13 protein-coding genes and 4 tRNA genes are annotated in these 16,115 nt (G+C 53.8%); all 17 read left to right on the top strand.

The annotated features are described in order from the left end of the window. The first annotated feature begins 154 nt into the window (after nucleotides 1–154). The 17 genes from birA (at nucleotide 155) to rpsG (ending at nucleotide 16,114) form a co-directional block, all read left to right on the top strand. On the top strand, nucleotides 155–1,102 hold the full coding sequence (birA, locus tag AWM69_RS00910; RefSeq protein ID WP_131655133.1) for a bifunctional biotin--[acetyl-CoA-carboxylase] ligase/biotin operon repressor BirA: 948 nt from the start codon (nucleotides 155–157) through the stop codon (nucleotides 1,100–1,102). Beyond that, a complete protein-coding gene (locus tag AWM69_RS00905; protein ID WP_131655134.1) occupies nucleotides 1,092–1,835 on the top strand; it encodes a pantothenate kinase in 744 nt (247 codons plus the stop codon). Before birA ends, AWM69_RS00905 begins: the two co-directional genes overlap by 11 nt. A gap of 7 nt (nucleotides 1,836–1,842) precedes the next feature. Further along, entirely contained in the window at nucleotides 1,843–2,316 is a 474-nt protein-coding gene (locus AWM69_RS00900) for a hypothetical protein (protein ID WP_048378434.1), read from the top strand. Between the two features lie 110 nt (nucleotides 2,317–2,426). Further along, nucleotides 2,427–2,511: transfer RNA gene (locus AWM69_RS00895), tRNA-Tyr, on the top strand. A 25-nt stretch (nucleotides 2,512–2,536) separates the two neighbouring features. Next, nucleotides 2,537–2,610: transfer RNA gene (locus AWM69_RS00890), tRNA-Gly, on the top strand. Nucleotides 2,611–2,636: 26 nt separating this feature from the next. Next, nucleotides 2,637–2,712 (top strand) — tRNA-Thr (locus tag AWM69_RS00885). A 244-nt stretch (nucleotides 2,713–2,956) separates the two neighbouring features. Beyond that, nucleotides 2,957–3,032, top strand: a tRNA-Trp gene (locus AWM69_RS00880). Nucleotides 3,033–3,077: 45 nt separating this feature from the next. Continuing rightward, nucleotides 3,078–3,446, top strand: a complete 369-nt coding sequence (gene secE, locus AWM69_RS00875) for a preprotein translocase subunit SecE (RefSeq protein ID WP_218725567.1) — start codon at nucleotides 3,078–3,080, stop codon at nucleotides 3,444–3,446. Nucleotides 3,447–3,455: 9 nt separating this feature from the next. Continuing rightward, nucleotides 3,456–3,989, top strand: a complete 534-nt coding sequence (gene nusG / locus AWM69_RS00870; RefSeq protein WP_026014126.1) for a transcription termination/antitermination protein NusG — start codon at nucleotides 3,456–3,458, stop codon at nucleotides 3,987–3,989. 116 nt (nucleotides 3,990–4,105) lie between these two features. Beyond that, nucleotides 4,106–4,537, top strand: coding sequence for a 50S ribosomal protein L11 (rplK, locus tag AWM69_RS00865; RefSeq protein ID WP_048378433.1), 432 nt, complete (start codon nucleotides 4,106–4,108; stop codon nucleotides 4,535–4,537). Continuing rightward, on the top strand, nucleotides 4,537–5,232 hold the full coding sequence (gene rplA / locus AWM69_RS00860; RefSeq protein WP_003444394.1) for a 50S ribosomal protein L1: 696 nt from the start codon (nucleotides 4,537–4,539) through the stop codon (nucleotides 5,230–5,232). The genes rplK and rplA overlap by 1 nt, the downstream gene beginning before the upstream one ends. Before the next feature lie 195 nt (nucleotides 5,233–5,427). Continuing rightward, a complete protein-coding gene (rplJ, locus tag AWM69_RS00855; protein ID WP_048378432.1) occupies nucleotides 5,428–5,928 on the top strand; it encodes a 50S ribosomal protein L10 in 501 nt (166 codons plus the stop codon). A gap of 80 nt (nucleotides 5,929–6,008) precedes the next feature. Continuing rightward, nucleotides 6,009–6,374, top strand: coding sequence for a 50S ribosomal protein L7/L12 (gene rplL / locus AWM69_RS00850; protein ID WP_048378431.1), 366 nt, complete (start codon nucleotides 6,009–6,011; stop codon nucleotides 6,372–6,374). A 220-nt stretch (nucleotides 6,375–6,594) separates the two neighbouring features. Continuing rightward, on the top strand, nucleotides 6,595–10,668 hold the full coding sequence (gene rpoB / locus AWM69_RS00845) for a DNA-directed RNA polymerase subunit beta (RefSeq protein WP_131655135.1): 4,074 nt from the start codon (nucleotides 6,595–6,597) through the stop codon (nucleotides 10,666–10,668). A 64-nt stretch (nucleotides 10,669–10,732) separates the two neighbouring features. Further along, nucleotides 10,733–14,932 carry a DNA-directed RNA polymerase subunit beta' gene (rpoC, locus tag AWM69_RS00840; protein ID WP_048378429.1) on the top strand — a complete coding sequence of 1,400 codons (4,200 nt, stop codon included), beginning with the start codon at nucleotides 10,733–10,735 and terminating at the stop codon, nucleotides 14,930–14,932. A gap of 215 nt (nucleotides 14,933–15,147) precedes the next feature. Further along, nucleotides 15,148–15,519, top strand: a complete 372-nt coding sequence (gene rpsL, locus AWM69_RS00835; RefSeq protein WP_002555494.1) for a 30S ribosomal protein S12 — start codon at nucleotides 15,148–15,150, stop codon at nucleotides 15,517–15,519. Between the two features lie 124 nt (nucleotides 15,520–15,643). Further along, nucleotides 15,644–16,114: a 30S ribosomal protein S7 gene (rpsG, locus tag AWM69_RS00830; protein ID WP_048378428.1), complete on the top strand. Its 471-nt coding sequence runs from the start codon at nucleotides 15,644–15,646 to the stop codon at nucleotides 16,112–16,114. The last annotated feature ends 1 nt before the right edge of the window (nucleotide 16,115 follow it).

The raw sequence follows: 16,115 nt of genomic DNA, 5'->3' as shown, positions 1-16,115 counted from the left end.
TTGTTTTTGTGCCGAGAAAAAGGCGCTCGATGCAGCGATTGCACGAGCAAAATGTTCTTGCGCTTATTCTGTGAATGGCAGTGAGGCGCAGCCTTTCTATGCAATGGCGCTGCTCATAGCTATTATGCGTCCCTCATTGTGAGGCGATACGTGCATGCTGACGTTGTTGAAACTCCTTAAAGACGGTCGATTCCATTCCGGGCAAGCGCTGGGAGCTGCACTAGGCATTAGTCGCAGTGCTGTGTGGAAGCAGCTTCAGAACTTGGAGTCAGATCTGAACTTGTCGATTCATAAAGTTCGTGGTCGTGGTTATCAGTTGGCCGCTCCTTTAGAGCTCCTTGAGTTAGATCAGTTGGATGCCGGCCCTTGGCCCGTTACTGTTCATCACTCCATTGACTCTACAAACGCTGAGGCCTTGCGCTCGATTGAGCGAGGTGTAACGGCGCCCTTCGTAATTGTTGCAGAAAGGCAGACTGCCGGCAGAGGGAGAAGGGGGCGTAAGTGGGTAAGTCCGTTTGCTGAAAATATTTACTACAGTCTGGTTCTTCGCATGGACGGCGGTATGCGTCAGCTTGAAGGGCTTAGTCTTGTCGTAGGTCTCGCTGTTTTGAGCGCGCTTAGAGGTGTTGGCATATCGAACGCAGGGCTCAAATGGCCGAATGATGTCCTGGTCGCCAACAAGAAAATTGCCGGTATTTTGCTTGAGCTTGTGGGTGATCCGGCTGACGTATGTCACGTGGTTCTCGGTATTGGAATCAACGTAAATATGAGGCTGGCCAGTGAAGTGGATCAAGCATGGACGTCGCTTGCACTGGAGTCAGGGACAGCGATAAATCGTAATGTACTGGTATCTGCTCTTAATGAAAGCTTGCTCAAGTACCTGGAGCTGCACGAGGCCATGGGCTTCTCGGCTATTCAAGCGGAGTGGGAGCAGAACCACTTATGGCAGGGGCGCGAAGTGTCCTTGATCGCGGGAGTGCACCAGGTTGATGGTACGGTCATCGGTATTGATCAGCAGGGTGCGCTGCGCATGAGTGTTGATGGCGAGGAAAAAGTGTTTAGCGGTGGAGAGTTGAGCTTGAGGTTGCGCCATGATTCTTGAAATGGACTGCGGCAATAGCTTTATCAAGTGGCGCGTCCTTGACGGTGCTCTGGCGGTTGCTGGTGGTGTGGTGGACTCTGATGCGGGGCTTATCGCTGCCGTTTTGGCGGTCCCTGCGTTGCGTGTAACACGCTGTCGCTTGGTCAGCGTGCGCAGTGATGAAGAAACCTCGATCCTGGTCGCGTCCATCGGTGCGACGTTCGGTGTCGAGGTGTTGTGTGCGCAACCTGCCGAAAGTGTGGCGGGAGTCAGTAATGGGTACGTTGATTTTACGCGTCTGGGTCTTGACCGTTGGTTGGCGCTCATTGGTGGCTTTGAGCTGGCTAGCGGCGCATGTCTGGTACTGGATTTTGGTACTGCGATTACGGCAGATTTTGTTGCGCCTGATGGGCGGCATTTAGGGGGGTTCATATGCCCTGGAATGCCCTTGATGCGTGATCAATTGCGTACGCATACCCGGCGAATCCGATATGACAATGTATCTGCGGAGCAGGCACTGCTGGATCGTACGCCAGGACGCTCAACGGTTGAGGCTGTAGAGCGGGGGTGTTTGTTGATGGTGCGCGGGTTTGTATTGACCCAGTTGGAGTTGGCGCGTGAGTACTGGGGGCAAGATTACGAGGTTTTCCTTACGGGAGGAGACGCTATTCTCGTGAGGGATATGGTTCCTGATGCGCGTTTGGTCCAAGACCTTGTATTTGTCGGCTTGGCTGTTGCTTGTCCTTTTGCCTGAGGTCTTTATGCGCTGGCTGTTTCTGTTGTTGGTTGTACTCAATATTTTCTATTACATCTGGCACCAGCAAGAGGCCCCCCTCAGGGCAAAGGAAGTTATTTCCTTGCCATTGCACAAAGGGGTTCAGCAGGGCATCAGTCTGCTCAGTGAGGCCCGACCCGGCTCATTGGCTGGTGAGGTCCAGGATGGTGAGGCAGGTGCTGAGTGTTTCTATCTTGGAGGGTTCTCCAGTGAAAGCATGATGCGAAACGTTCAGCGCAGGTTGGCGGGCATGGATATTCATGCTGAACCGGTTGAGACTGGTTGGGGTGGCTCGACAGTCTATGCCTTGAGCGTTGCACAGGATGGCAGGGGACGAGAGGCAGATATGGTTTTTCAGGAGCTTGCTAATGAATTCAATGAGTTAAAATACAAAAAAATGCGTTGTCAGGGCTTGCAGCTACCCAATAGTTTGCATAGAATGGCGCCCGCTCCACAGTGAATGCCTGAAAGGCATTTGAGTGTAGAGTTGGTTGAGTTGCTAACTTCTTGAATTTCTTGAAAAAAGCGCTTGACAGAAGGGTAGAATGATGTAGAATTCTGCCTCGCTTAGGAGGGGTTCCCGAGCGGCCAAAGGGATCAGACTGTAAATCTGACGTCTACGACTTCGAAGGTTCGAATCCTTCCCCCTCCACCATATTTAAGTTCGAATAGCAAGATTTGCGGGTGTAGTTTAGTGGTAGAACCTCAGCCTTCCAAGCTGATGATGCGGGTTCGATTCCCGCCACCCGCTCCAGTCTTGCTGTTTGTGTGATGTGTTTTGCTCTTGTAGCTCAGTTGGTAGAGCACACCCTTGGTAAGGGTGAGGTCAGCGGTTCAAATCCGCTCAAGAGCTCCATATAACAAGGCAGATATGAGAATATCTGCCTTTGTTTTAACAGGTGCGTAACCTGTCTGGAGTGTTTGCTGGTAGTGCTGATTATGGTGCTGCTGCTCTGGTTGGTTGTTGCAATTGTGGGTAGCCCGCATTCTGCTGCTCACTGCGTCATCAGGCTGTTTTCAGGTGTGATGGCAAAAGTAATTGCACTGGTTGTTGAAAAGTCTCTCTCGTGCCTGCATAATTGGCGGCTCGATAATGTTTTAGGTCAGTAGCTCAATTGGCAGAGCGACGGTCTCCAAAACCGTAGGTTGGGGGTTCGATTCCCTCCTGACCTGCCAGATTCGCTCATTGCGTCTGGCTTTCTTTTCACAGGATCCTCTTAGATGACTCCCAAGGCTGAAGTTCAAGGCTCTCGCTTCGATCTCCTCAAGTGGCTTGTAGTGGTTGCTCTTGTGGTGGTTGGCGTTGTTGGGAATCAGTATTATTCTGGTTCGCCGATCCTGTATCGTGTCATAGTACTTCTTGTTATAGCTGCTGTTGCTGCCTATGTGGGCTTGCAGACAGCAAAGGGCAAGTCGTTCTCTGTCTTGGTGAAGGAAGCTCGTACTGAGATTCGTAAAGTCGTATGGCCAACTCGCCAAGAAACTACGCAGACTACGTTGATCGTGGTGGCTGTTGTTCTTGTTATGGCGTTGCTGTTGTGGGGTTTAGATTCCCTGCTCGGCTGGCTCGTTTCCTTGATTGTTGGCTAAGGGTGTCCCGTGGCTAAGCGTTGGTACGTAGTGCATGCTTATTCGGGTTACGAAAAGCATGTTATGCGCTCTTTGATTGAGCGTATTAAGCTGGCAGGCATGGAAGATGGCTTCGGCGAAATTCTGGTTCCCACTGAAGAAGTGGTTGAAATGCGTAATGGCCAGAAACGCAAAAGCGAACGCAAGTTCTTCCCTGGCTATGTGCTGGTACAGATGGACATGAGCGAAGGGACTTGGCACTTGGTCAAGGATACCCCTCGCGTAATGGGCTTCATTGGTGGTACTGCCGACAAGCCGGCACCGATCACTGATAAAGAGGCAGAAGCGATTCTGCGTCGTGTTGCTGATGGTAGCGACAAGCCCAAGCCGAAAACACTGTTCGAGCCAGGTGAAGTTGTTCGTGTCACCGACGGTCCGTTCGCTGATTTCAATGGCACTGTTGAAGAAGTTAACTACGAAAAGAGCCGTATCCAAGTGGCAGTGCTCATTTTCGGTCGCTCTACTCCGGTAGAGCTAGAGTTTAGCCAGGTCGAAAAGGTCTAGCTGAACACGAATCCCAACCCCATGGCTTCGGCTGTGGGGTTTTGTCGTCACTGGGATAAACGCGCAAGTAACCGGGGAGCCTTTCTAGGCGTTTGAACCCGTAATTGGAGTGCCTCATGGCCAAGAAGATTACCGCTTACATCAAGCTGCAAGTGAAGGCCGCTCAGGCCAACCCAAGCCCACCTGTCGGCCCGGCTCTGGGTCAACATGGTGTGAACATCATGGAATTTTGCAAAGCTTTCAACGCCCGTACTCAGGGTATTGAGCCAGGCCTGCCGACTCCTGTGATCATCACTGTTTACAGTGACCGCAGCTTCACTTTCGAAACTAAAAGCACCCCTGCAGCAGTACTGCTGAAGAAGGCTGCCGGTTTGACTAGCGGTTCCGCTCGTCCAAACACCGTTAAGGTTGGCACTATTACCCGTGCTCAGCTGGAAGAAATCGCGAAAACCAAAAACGCGGATCTGACTGCAGCTGATATGGATGCAGCCGTGCGTACCATCGCCGGTTCTGCTCGTAGCATGGGCCTTAACGTGGAGGGTGTGTAATGGCTAAGCTGACCAAGCGTCAAAAGGCAATCGCCGGCAAAATTGAAGCTGGCAAGTCTTACAACTTTGTAGACGCTGCTGCTTTGCTGGCTGAGCTGTCCACTGTCAAGTTCAGCGAGTCTTTTGACATCGCCGTTAACCTGGGCGTAGACCCACGTAAATCTGACCAGGTTGTTCGTAGCGCTACTGTGCTGCCACACGGCACTGGCAAGACTGTACGTGTAGCTGTGTTCACCCAGGGTCCAGCTGCTGAAGCTGCTCTGGCTGCCGGCGCTGATCGCGTTGGTATGGACGACCTGGCTGCCGAAATGAAAGGCGGCGATCTGAACTACGACGTCGTTATTGCATCCCCGGACGCAATGCGTGTTGTTGGTCAGTTGGGTCAGATCCTCGGCCCACGTGGCCTGATGCCTAACCCTAAGGTTGGTACCGTAACTCCGGACGTAGCTACTGCAGTTAAGAATGCAAAGGCTGGTCAGGTTCGTTATCGCACTGACAAAAACGGTATCATCCACACTTCCGTTGGCAAGATCGGCTTCGATGCCGTGAAGCTGAAGGAAAACGTTGAAGCCCTGATCGCTGATCTGAAGCGTATCAAGCCAGCTTCTTCGAAAGGTATTTATGTTAAGCGCGTTACCCTGAGCACCACTATGGGCCCAGGCCTGGTCATCGACCAGGGTTCCTTGGACGCGTAAGACAAATTGGCGCGTGTTAATGCGCCAATGAAAGATTGGGGTCCCTGCCTGGCGGGGGCTATCCAAGACCGTAGGCGACGCAAGTCTTAAACCTCAAGCCTACGCAGATGGTGCTCCCGGTTCCTTACCGAATCAGACACCAAAACGACATCCAGCTTCGGCAGGATGAAACGGTAACAAGCAGGAGTTAAACCCGTGGCAATTAAACTCGAAGACAAGAAGGCCATCGTCGCTGAAGTCAACGAGGCTGCCAAAGTTGCCCTGTCCGCTGTTGTGGCTGATGCCCGCGGTGTGACAGTAAGCGCTATGACCGGACTCCGTAAAGAGGCTCGTGAAGCTGGCGTTTACGTACGTGTTGTACGTAACACCCTGCTCAAGCGCGCTGTTGCTGACACTGATTACAGTGTTCTCAACGACGTGTTCACTGGCCCGACCTTGATCGCATTCTCCAACGAACATCCAGGCGCTGCTGCCCGTTTGTTCAAAGAGTTCGCTAAAGGTCAGGATAAGTTCGAGATCAAGGCAGCTGCGTTTGAGGGCAAGTACCTCGCAGCTAATCAGATCGACGTACTGGCAAGTCTGCCGACCCGTGACGAAGCAATTTCTCAGCTGATGAGCGTGATTCAAGGCGCTACCAGCAAATTGGCTCGTACTCTGGCGGCCCTTCGCGACCAGAAAGAAGCTGCTGCAGCCTAAGGCTGAGCTACTCCTTTCAGCGTTTATTGTTTTTTTCGATGGCCGCGTAGGCTGTCACCCCAATACAGGAATTTATAGTCATGTCTCTGACTAACGACCAAATCATCGAAGCAATCGGCGAAAAATCCGTTCTGGAAATCGTTGAGCTGATCAAAGCAATGGAAGAGAAGTTCGGCGTTTCCGCTGCTGCTGCTTCTGCTGGTCCTGCTGCTGCCGCTGCTGTTGTTGAAGAGCAAACTGAATTCAACGTCATGCTGCTGGAAGCTGGCGAGAAGAAAGTTAACGTGATCAAAGCTGTTCGTGAACTGACCGGTCTGGGCCTGAAAGAAGCCAAGGCAGTAGTTGACGGCGCTCCAGCTATGGTTCTGGAAGCTGTTGCTAAAGACGCAGCTGACAAAGCCAAGGCTACCTTGGAAGAAGCAGGCGCTAAAGTCGAGCTGAAGTAAGCATCGACCTTGCGTCTCCAGCCCCAGCGTTAAGCTGAAGGCTGATGGCTGGTGGCTCTTGCCACCGGCCTTTTTCCGTTATTGGCTGCCGACTGGGTCGGCGCCTCTAACGCGCTGTAACCACCCTGTGCGGTGGAGCAAACCAAGGGGTTTGCACGATTTTCTGGCTGCTCCCGTCGGGAGAGGCCAAACAAGCAGGTGACCAAGCTGGGGAACGCTGATGGCTTACTCATATACTGAGAAAAAACGTATCCGCAAGGACTTTAGCAAGTTGCCGGACGTCATGGATGTGCCGTATCTCTTGGCAATCCAGCTGGATTCGTATCGTGAATTCTTGCAGGCGGGAGCGACTAAAGATCAGTTCCGCGACGTGGGCCTGCATGCGGCCTTCAAATCCGTTTTCCCGATCATCAGCTACTCCGGCAATGCTGCGCTGGAGTACGTCGGTTATCGCTTGGGCGAGCCGGCATTTGATGTCAAAGAATGCGTGTTGCGCGGTGTAACTTACGCCGTACCTTTGCGGGTAAAAGTTCGTTTGATCATTTTCGACAAAGAATCGTCGAACAAAGCGATCAAGGACATCAAAGAGCAAGAAGTCTACATGGGTGAAATTCCCCTGATGACTGAAAACGGTACCTTCGTAATCAACGGTACCGAGCGTGTAATCGTTTCCCAGCTGCACCGTTCCCCGGGCGTGTTCTTTGACCACGACCGCGGCAAGACGCACAGCTCCGGTAAGCTGCTTTATTCCGCGCGTATCATTCCGTACCGTGGTTCGTGGTTGGACTTTGAGTTCGATCCAAAGGACTGCGTATTCGTTCGTATCGACCGTCGTCGCAAGCTGCCTGCATCGGTATTGCTGCGTGCGCTGGGTTATACGACTGAGCAAGTGCTTGACGCGTTCTACACCACCAACGTATTCCACGTTCAAGGTGAGAGCATCAGCCTGGAGCTGGTACCTCAGCGCCTGCGCGGTGAAATCGCGGTCATCGATATTACCGATGACAAAGGCAAGGTGATTGTCGAACAGGGTCGTCGTATCACGGCTCGCCACATCAACCAGCTGGAAAAAGCCGGTATCAAAGAGCTCGTTATGCCTCTGGACTATGTCCTGGGTCGCACAACGGCCAAGGCTATCGTGCACCCGGCTACTGGCGAAATCATTGCAGAGTGCAACACCGAGCTGACAACCGAGATCCTGGCCAAAGTTGCCAAGAGCCAGGTTGTTCGCATCGAAACGTTGTACACCAACGACATCGACTGCGGTCCGTTCGTCTCCGACACCCTGAAGATCGACTCCACCAGCAACCAATTGGAAGCGCTGGTCGAGATCTATCGCATGATGCGTCCAGGCGAGCCGCCAACCAAGGATGCTGCCGAAACCCTGTTCAATAACCTGTTCTTCAGCCCTGAGCGTTATGACCTGTCTGCGGTCGGCCGGATGAAGTTCAACCGTCGTATCGGTCGTACCGAGATCGAAGGTTCGGGCGTATTGTGCAAGGAAGACATCGTCGCGGTACTGAAGACTCTGGTCGACATCCGTAACGGTAAAGGCATCGTCGATGACATCGACCACCTGGGTAACCGTCGTGTTCGCTGCGTAGGCGAAATGGCTGAAAACCAGTTCCGCGTTGGCCTGGTACGTGTTGAGCGTGCGGTCAAAGAGCGTCTGTCGATGGCTGAAAGCGAAGGCCTGATGCCGCAAGACCTTATCAATGCCAAGCCAGTGGCTGCGGCAGTGAAAGAGTTCTTCGGCTCCAGCCAGCTGTCCCAGTTCATGGACCAGAACAACCCGCTATCCGAGATCACCCACAAGCGCCGTGTTTCGGCACTGGGCCCGGGCGGTTTGACGCGTGAGCGTGCAGGCTTTGAAGTTCGAGACGTACACCCGACTCACTATGGTCGTGTATGTCCGATTGAAACGCCGGAAGGTCCGAACATCGGTCTGATCAACTCCTTGGCGGCTTATGCGCGCACCAACCAGTACGGCTTCCTTGAGAGCCCGTACCGTGTGGTGAAAGACGCACTGGTTACCGACGAGATCGTGTTCCTGTCTGCCATCGAAGAGGCCGATCACGTGATCGCTCAGGCTTCGGCCACGATGAATGACAAGAAAGTCCTGATCGACGAGCTGGTAGCTGTTCGTCACTTGAACGAATTCACCGTTAAGGCGCCGGAAGACGTCACCTTGATGGACGTTTCGCCGAAGCAGGTTGTTTCGGTTGCTGCGTCGTTGATTCCGTTCCTCGAGCACGATGACGCCAACCGTGCGTTGATGGGTTCGAACATGCAGCGTCAAGCTGTACCGACATTGCGCGCTGACAAGCCGCTGGTAGGTACTGGCATGGAGCGTAACGTTGCTCGTGACTCCGGCGTTTGCGTCGTGGCTCGTCGTGGCGGTGTTATCGACTCTGTTGATGCTAGCCGTATCGTGGTTCGTGTTGCTGATGATGAAGTTGAGACTGGCGAAGCCGGTGTTGATATCTACAACCTGACCAAATACACACGCTCCAACCAGAACACCTGCATCAACCAGCGTCCGCTGGTTCGCAAGGGTGATCGGGTACAGCGTAGCGACATCATGGCCGATGGTCCGTCCACCGACATGGGTGAACTGGCGCTGGGTCAGAACATGCGCATCGCGTTCATGGCCTGGAACGGTTACAACTTCGAAGACTCCATCTGCTTGTCGGAACGAGTTGTACAAGAAGATCGCTTCACCACGATCCACATTCAGGAACTGACCTGTGTGGCTCGTGATACCAAGCTTGGGCCTGAAGAGATCACTGCAGACATCCCTAACGTGGGTGAAGCTGCACTGAACAAGCTGGACGAAGCCGGTATCGTTTACGTAGGTGCTGAAGTTGGCGCCGGCGACATTCTGGTAGGTAAGGTCACTCCTAAAGGTGAGACCCAGCTGACGCCGGAAGAGAAGCTGTTGCGTGCAATCTTCGGTGAAAAAGCCAGCGACGTTAAAGACACTTCCCTGCGTGTGCCAACCGGTACCAAGGGTACTGTCATTGACGTACAGGTCTTCACTCGTGACGGCGTTGAGCGTGATGCTCGTGCCTTGTCTATCGAGAAGACCCAGCTGGACGAGATCCGCAAGGACCTGAACGAAGAGTTCCGTATCGTTGAAGGCGCTACCTTTGAACGTCTGCGCTCTGCTCTGGTTGGCCGTGTGGCCGAGGGCGGTGCCGGTCTGAAGAAAGGTCAGGAAATCACCAACGAAGTCCTGGACGGTCTTGAGCATGGTCAGTGGTTCAAACTGCGCATGGCTGAAGATGCTCTGAACGAGCAGCTTGAAAAAGCTCAGGCCTACATCATCGATCGCCGTCGTCTTCTGGATGACAAGTTCGAAGACAAGAAGCGCAAACTGCAGCAGGGCGATGACCTGGCTCCAGGCGTGCTGAAAATCGTCAAGGTTTACCTGGCAATCCGTCGTCGCATCCAGCCGGGTGACAAGATGGCCGGTCGTCACGGTAACAAAGGTGTGGTCTCCGTGATCATGCCGGTTGAAGACATGCCGTACGATGCCAATGGCACACCGGTCGATGTTGTCCTCAACCCGTTGGGCGTACCTTCGCGTATGAACGTTGGTCAGATTCTCGAGACTCACCTTGGCCTTGCGGCTAAAGGTCTGGGCGAGAAGATCAACCTCATGATTGAAGAGCAGCGCAAGGTTGCTGACCTGCGCAAGTTCCTGCATGAGATCTACAACGAAATTGGCGGTCGTCAAGAAAGCCTGGATGACTTCTCCGATCAGGAAATCCTGGATCTGGCGAAGAACCTTCGCGGCGGTGTACCGATGGCTACTCCGGTGTTCGACGGTGCCAAGGAAAGCGAAATCAAGGCAATGCTTCGTTTGGCAGATTTGCCAGACAGCGGCCAGATGATGCTGACCGATGGTCGTACCGGCAACAAGTTCGAGCGTCCGGTTACCGTTGGCTACATGTACATGCTGAAGCTGAACCACTTGGTAGACGACAAGATGCACGCTCGTTCTACCGGTTCTTACAGCCTGGTTACCCAGCAGCCGCTGGGTGGTAAGGCACAGTTCGGTGGTCAGCGTTTCGGGGAGATGGAGGTCTGGGCGCTGGAAGCCTACGGCGCGGCATACACTCTGCAAGAAATGCTCACAGTGAAGTCGGACGATGTGAACGGTCGTACCAAGATGTACAAAAACATCGTGGACGGCGATCACCGTATGGAGCCGGGCATGCCCGAGTCCTTCAACGTGTTGATCAAAGAAATTCGTTCCCTCGGCATCGATATCGATCTGGAAACCGAATAACACGTGACGCGAATCGAGAGCGGGGCTGTATTGCCCGCTCTCTGCTCCGCCAGGAGGAAAGGCCTTGAAAGACCTACTGAATTTGCTGAAAAACCAGGGTCAAGTCGAAGAGTTCGACGCCATCCGTATTGGATTGGCATCGCCTGAGATGATCCGTTCGTGGTCGTTCGGTGAAGTTAAAAAGCCGGAAACCATCAACTACCGTACGTTCAAGCCTGAGCGTGACGGCCTGTTCTGCGCCAAAATCTTTGGCCCGGTTAAGGATTACGAGTGCCTGTGCGGTAAGTACAAGCGCTTGAAGCACCGTGGCGTGATCTGTGAGAAGTGTGGCGTTGAAGTCGCACTGGCCAAGGTCCGTCGCGAGCGCATGGCTCACATTGAACTGGCTTCGCCAGTTGCTCACATCTGGTTCCTGAAATCGCTGCCGTCCCGTATCGGCTTGCTGATGGACATGACCCTGCGTGATATCGAACGCGTTCTCTACTTCGAGAGCTATGTCGTTATCGATCCAGGCATGACCACCCTTGAAAAAGGTCAGCTGCTGAACGACGAACAGTATTTTGAAGCGCTGGAAGAGTTCGGCGATGACTTTGATGCCCGTATGGGTGCTGAAGCTGTTCGCGAGCTGTTGCACGCTATCGATCTGGAACACGAGATTGGCCGTCTGCGCGAAGAAATTCCGCAAACCAACTCCGAAACCAAAATCAAGAAGCTGTCCAAGCGCTTGAAGTTGATGGAAGCCTTCCTGGGTTCCGGCAACCTTCCTGAGTGGATGGTGTTGACCGTTCTGCCGGTTCTGCCGCCAGATCTACGTCCATTGGTTCCGTTGGATGGCGGTCGTTTCGCGACTTCCGACCTCAACGATCTGTATCGTCGAGTGATCAACCGTAACAACCGTTTGAAGCGCCTGCTTGATCTGTCCGCTCCGGACATCATCGTGCGCAACGAAAAGCGTATGTTGCAGGAAGCGGTCGATGCACTGCTCGACAACGGTCGTCGTGGTCGTGCCATCACCGGTTCGAACAAGCGTCCTTTGAAATCCCTGGCTGACATGATCAAGGGTAAGCAAGGTCGTTTCCGTCAGAACTTGCTCGGTAAGCGTGTTGACTACTCGGGTCGTTCGGTAATTACCGTAGGTCCGACCCTGCGTCTGCACCAGTGCGGTCTGCCGAAGAAAATGGCTCTTGAGCTGTTCAAGCCATTCATTTTCGGCAAGCTGGAAATGCGCGGTCTTGCGACCACGATCAAAGCGGCCAAGAAAATGGTCGAGCGCGAACTGCCAGAGGTTTGGGACGTTCTTGCTGAAGTCATTCGCGAACACCCGGTCCTCCTCAACCGTGCACCGACCCTTCACCGTCTGGGTATCCAGGCGTTTGAACCGGTACTGATCGAAGGTAAGGCTATCCAGCTGCACCCATTGGTCTGTGCTGCGTACAACGCCGACTTCGACGGCGACCAAATGGCCGTGCACGTACCGCTGACGCTGGAAGCCCAGCTGGAAGCGCGTGCGTTGATGATGTCGACCAACAACATTCTGTCACCAGCGAACGGTGAGCCAATCATCGTTCCATCGCAGGACGTTGTATTGGGTCTGTACTACATGACGCGTGAAGCGATCAACGCCAAAGGCGAAGGTCGTGTATTCGCGGATCTGCAAGAAGTTGACCGTGTGTTCCGTGCTGGCGAAGCCGCACTGCATGCCAAGGTTAAAGTGCGGATCAACGAAACCGTCAATGACCGTGATGGCGGCAGCGTGAGCAACACCCGTATCGTCGACACTACAGTCGGTCGTGCGCTGTTGTTCCAGGTTGTGCCAAAAGGCCTGTCGTTCGATGTCGTCAACCTGCCGATGAAGAAAAAGGCGATCTCCAAGCTGATCAACCAGTGCTACCGCGTGGTTGGTTTGAAAGAGACCGTTATCTTCGCTGACCAGTTGATGTACACCGGTTTCGCCTATTCGACCATTTCCGGCGTTTCCATCGGCGTTAACGACTTCGTTATCCCGGATGAAAAAGCCCGCATCATCAGTGCTGCCACTGATGAAGTGAAAGAGATCGAAAGTCAGTACGCCTCCGGCCTGGTAACCCAGGGCGAGAAGTACAACAAAGTAATCGACCTTTGGTCGAAAGCTAACGACGAAGTCTCCAAGGCAATGATGTCGAACCTCTCGAAAGAGAAGGTTATTGACCGTCACGGCAACGAAGTTGACCAAGAGTCGTTCAACTCGATGTACATGATGGCCGACTCCGGCGCACGGGGTTCTGCAGCGCAGATCCGTCAGCTGGCCGGTATGCGTGGTTTGATGGCCAAGCCGGATGGCTCCATCATTGAAACGCCGATTACTGCGAACTTCCGTGAAGGTTTGAGCGTACTTCAGTACTTCATCTCGACTCACGGTGCTCGTAAAGGTCTGGCGGATACCGCCTTGAAAACAGCCAACTCCGGTTACCTGACTCGTCGTCTGGTAGACGTGGCACAAGACCTGGTTGTGACCGAAGTCGATTGCGGGACCGAACATGGTCTGCTGATGACTCCGCACATTGAAGGTGGCGATGTCGTTGAGCCGCTGGGTGAGCGCGTACTGGGTCGAGTTATCGCCCGTGACGTATTCAAGCCTGGCACCGAAGAAGTTATCGTTCCGGCCGGTACGCTGGTAGACGAGAAGTGGGTTGAGTTCATCGAGCTGAACAGCATCGACGAAGTTATCGTACGCTCGCCAATCAGCTGCGAAACCCGTTTCGGTATCTGTGCCAAGTGCTACGGTCGTGACCTTGCTCGTGGTCACCAGGTGAACATTGGTGAAGCTGTCGGCGTAATTGCTGCTCAGTCCATCGGTGAGCCGGGTACACAGCTGACAATGCGTACGTTCCACATCGGTGGTGCGGCAAGCCGGACCTCTGCTGCTGACAGCGTTCAGGTGAAGAATGGCGGTACTGTCCGTCTGCATAACCTGAAGCACGTTGAGCGTGTAGATGGCTGCCTGGTAGCTGTATCCCGTTCGGGTGAGCTTGCAATCGCCGATGACTACGGTCGTGAGCGTGAGCGTTACAAGCTGCCGTACGGTGCTGTAATTTCGGTTAAGGAAGGTGACAAGGTTGACGCTGGCTCGATCGTAGCCAAGTGGGATCCGCACACCCACCCGATCGTTACCGAAATGAAAGGTACCGTGACCTACGTGGGCATGGAAGAAGGCATCACGATCAAGCGTCAGACAGACGAATTGACCGGTATGACCAACATCGAAGTGCTTGATGCCAAAGACCGTCCAGCAGCCGGCAAGGACATTCGTCCAGCCGTCAAGATGGTCGGTGTGGATGGCAAGGATCTGCTGTTGCCGGGTACTGACGTACCTGCTCAGTACTTCCTGCCGGCTAACGCCTTGGTCGGTGTAGCGGATGGTGCGGAAATCGCGATCGGTGACGTTATCGCTCGTATTCCGCAAGAAACTTCGAAAACTCGAGACATCACCGGTGGTCTGCCACGCGTTGCTGACTTGTTCGAAGCGCGTCGTCCGAAAGAAGCCTCGATTCTGGCTGAAGTCAGCGGCACCATCGCGTTCGGTAAAGAGACCAAGGGCAAGCGCCGTCTGGTCATTACCCCGAACGACGGTACCGATCCGTACGAAGAGCTGATTCCGAAGTGGCGTCACCTGAACGTCTTCGAAGGCGAGCAAGTGAACCGCGGCGAAGTTATCTCCGACGGTCCAAGCGATCCACACGACATCCTGCGTCTGCTGGGTGTAAGTGCGCTGGCCAAGTACATCGTTAACGAGATTCAAGACGTATATCGTCTGCAAGGCGTAAAAATCAACGATAAGCACATCGAAACGATCCTTCGTCAGATGCTGCGTAAAGTTGAAATTGCCGAGTCGGGTGATTCCAGCTTCATCAAGGGCGACCAGATGGAGTTGACCCAGGTATTGACCGAAAACGAGCGTCTGGGTAACGAGGACAAGTTTGTGTCCAAGTACACTCGCGTTCTGTTGGGTATTACCAAGGCGTCGTTGTCGACTGAGTCGTTCATCTCCGCGGCCTCTTTCCAAGAGACAACCCGCGTATTGACCGAAGCAGCGGTAACCGGCAAGCGCGATTACCTTCGCGGCCTGAAAGAGAACGTAGTCGTGGGTCGTTTGATCCCGGCTGGTACCGGTCTGGCTTATCACAGTGAGCGCAAGCGTCGCCGTGATGCAGACAAACCGTTGCGCGTAAGCGCCAGTGAAGTGGAAGCTGCACTGACCGAAGCGCTGAACTCAAGCGGTAACTGAGTTCTGCGATAAGTGAGGAAGGGCCCTGGCTGTTCCGTTCATCGATTCGAGGCAATTTGCCTCGCTTCGATTAGCGGGAAGGTCGGGGCCTTGCCTTGACTGGGGACAAGATCCTCTTTAGACTCTTGTACCCCTAAATTTGGCGGGAATTCGTTCCTGCCATTTTGCTTTTCTTGCAAGACAATAGCGTCGCAAGACAACAGTGGAGCTAGTAGATGGCAACTATCAACCAGCTGGTACGTCAGCCGCGTAAGCGTATCGTCGAGAAATCCGACGTGCCTGCGCTGCAAAACTGCCCGCAACGTCGTGGTGTATGCACTCGCGTGTATACGACTACGCCGAAAAAACCTAACTCGGCACTGCGTAAAGTATGCCGTGTGCGCCTGACCAACGGTTTCGAGGTTTCCTCGTACATCGGCGGTGAAGGCCACAACCTGCAAGAACACAGCGTGGTACTGATTCGTGGCGGTCGTGTAAAAGACTTGCCAGGTGTTCGTTATCACACCGTTCGCGGCTCTTTGGATACTTCCGGCGTTAAAGGTCGTAACCAAGGTCGTTCGAAGTACGGTACCAAGAAGCCGAAGTAGTTTTCGGTCGCTTGTAAATAATGCAGATTTCTTTTTTTCTGAGTCGATAAGAGTAAGGTCGGACGTGCTCCCTTTGGGGGGTAATGGTTCCGAGCTAACCTGAAGACCGTTTGAGGGCTTATCCATGCCAAGAAGACGCGTAGCAGCCAAGCGCGAAGTGCTTGACGATCCAAAATACGGAAGCCAAATCCTGGCCAAGTTCATGAACCACGTGATGGAAAGCGGCAAGAAAGCCGTTGCCGAGCGTATCGTTTATGGCGCGCTGGAGAAGGTTAAAGAACGCAAGAACAGCGATCCCCTGGAACTCTTCGAGAAAGCACTCGACGCCATCGCTCCGCTGGTCGAAGTGAAGTCGCGCCGTGTAGGCGGTGCTACTTACCAGGTTCCGGTCGAAGTTCGTCCGTCCCGTCGTAACGCCCTGGCAATGCGCTGGTTGGTAGACTACGCCCGCAAGCGCGGCGAGAAGTCTATGGCTCTGCGCTTGGCTGGCGAACTGTTGGATGCTGCCGAAGGCAAGGGCGCAGCAGTTAAGAAGCGTGAAGACGTGCACCGTATGGCTGAAGCTAACAAAGCTTTCTCGCACTACCGCTTCTAAT

The sequence above is a fragment of the Pseudomonas sp. D1HM genome (genome assembly GCF_019266105.1).
In the GTDB taxonomy this organism is placed as follows: domain Bacteria; phylum Pseudomonadota; class Gammaproteobacteria; order Pseudomonadales; family Pseudomonadaceae; genus Aquipseudomonas; species Aquipseudomonas taetrolens.
This window is presented reverse-complemented; position numbering and strand designations above follow the sequence as displayed.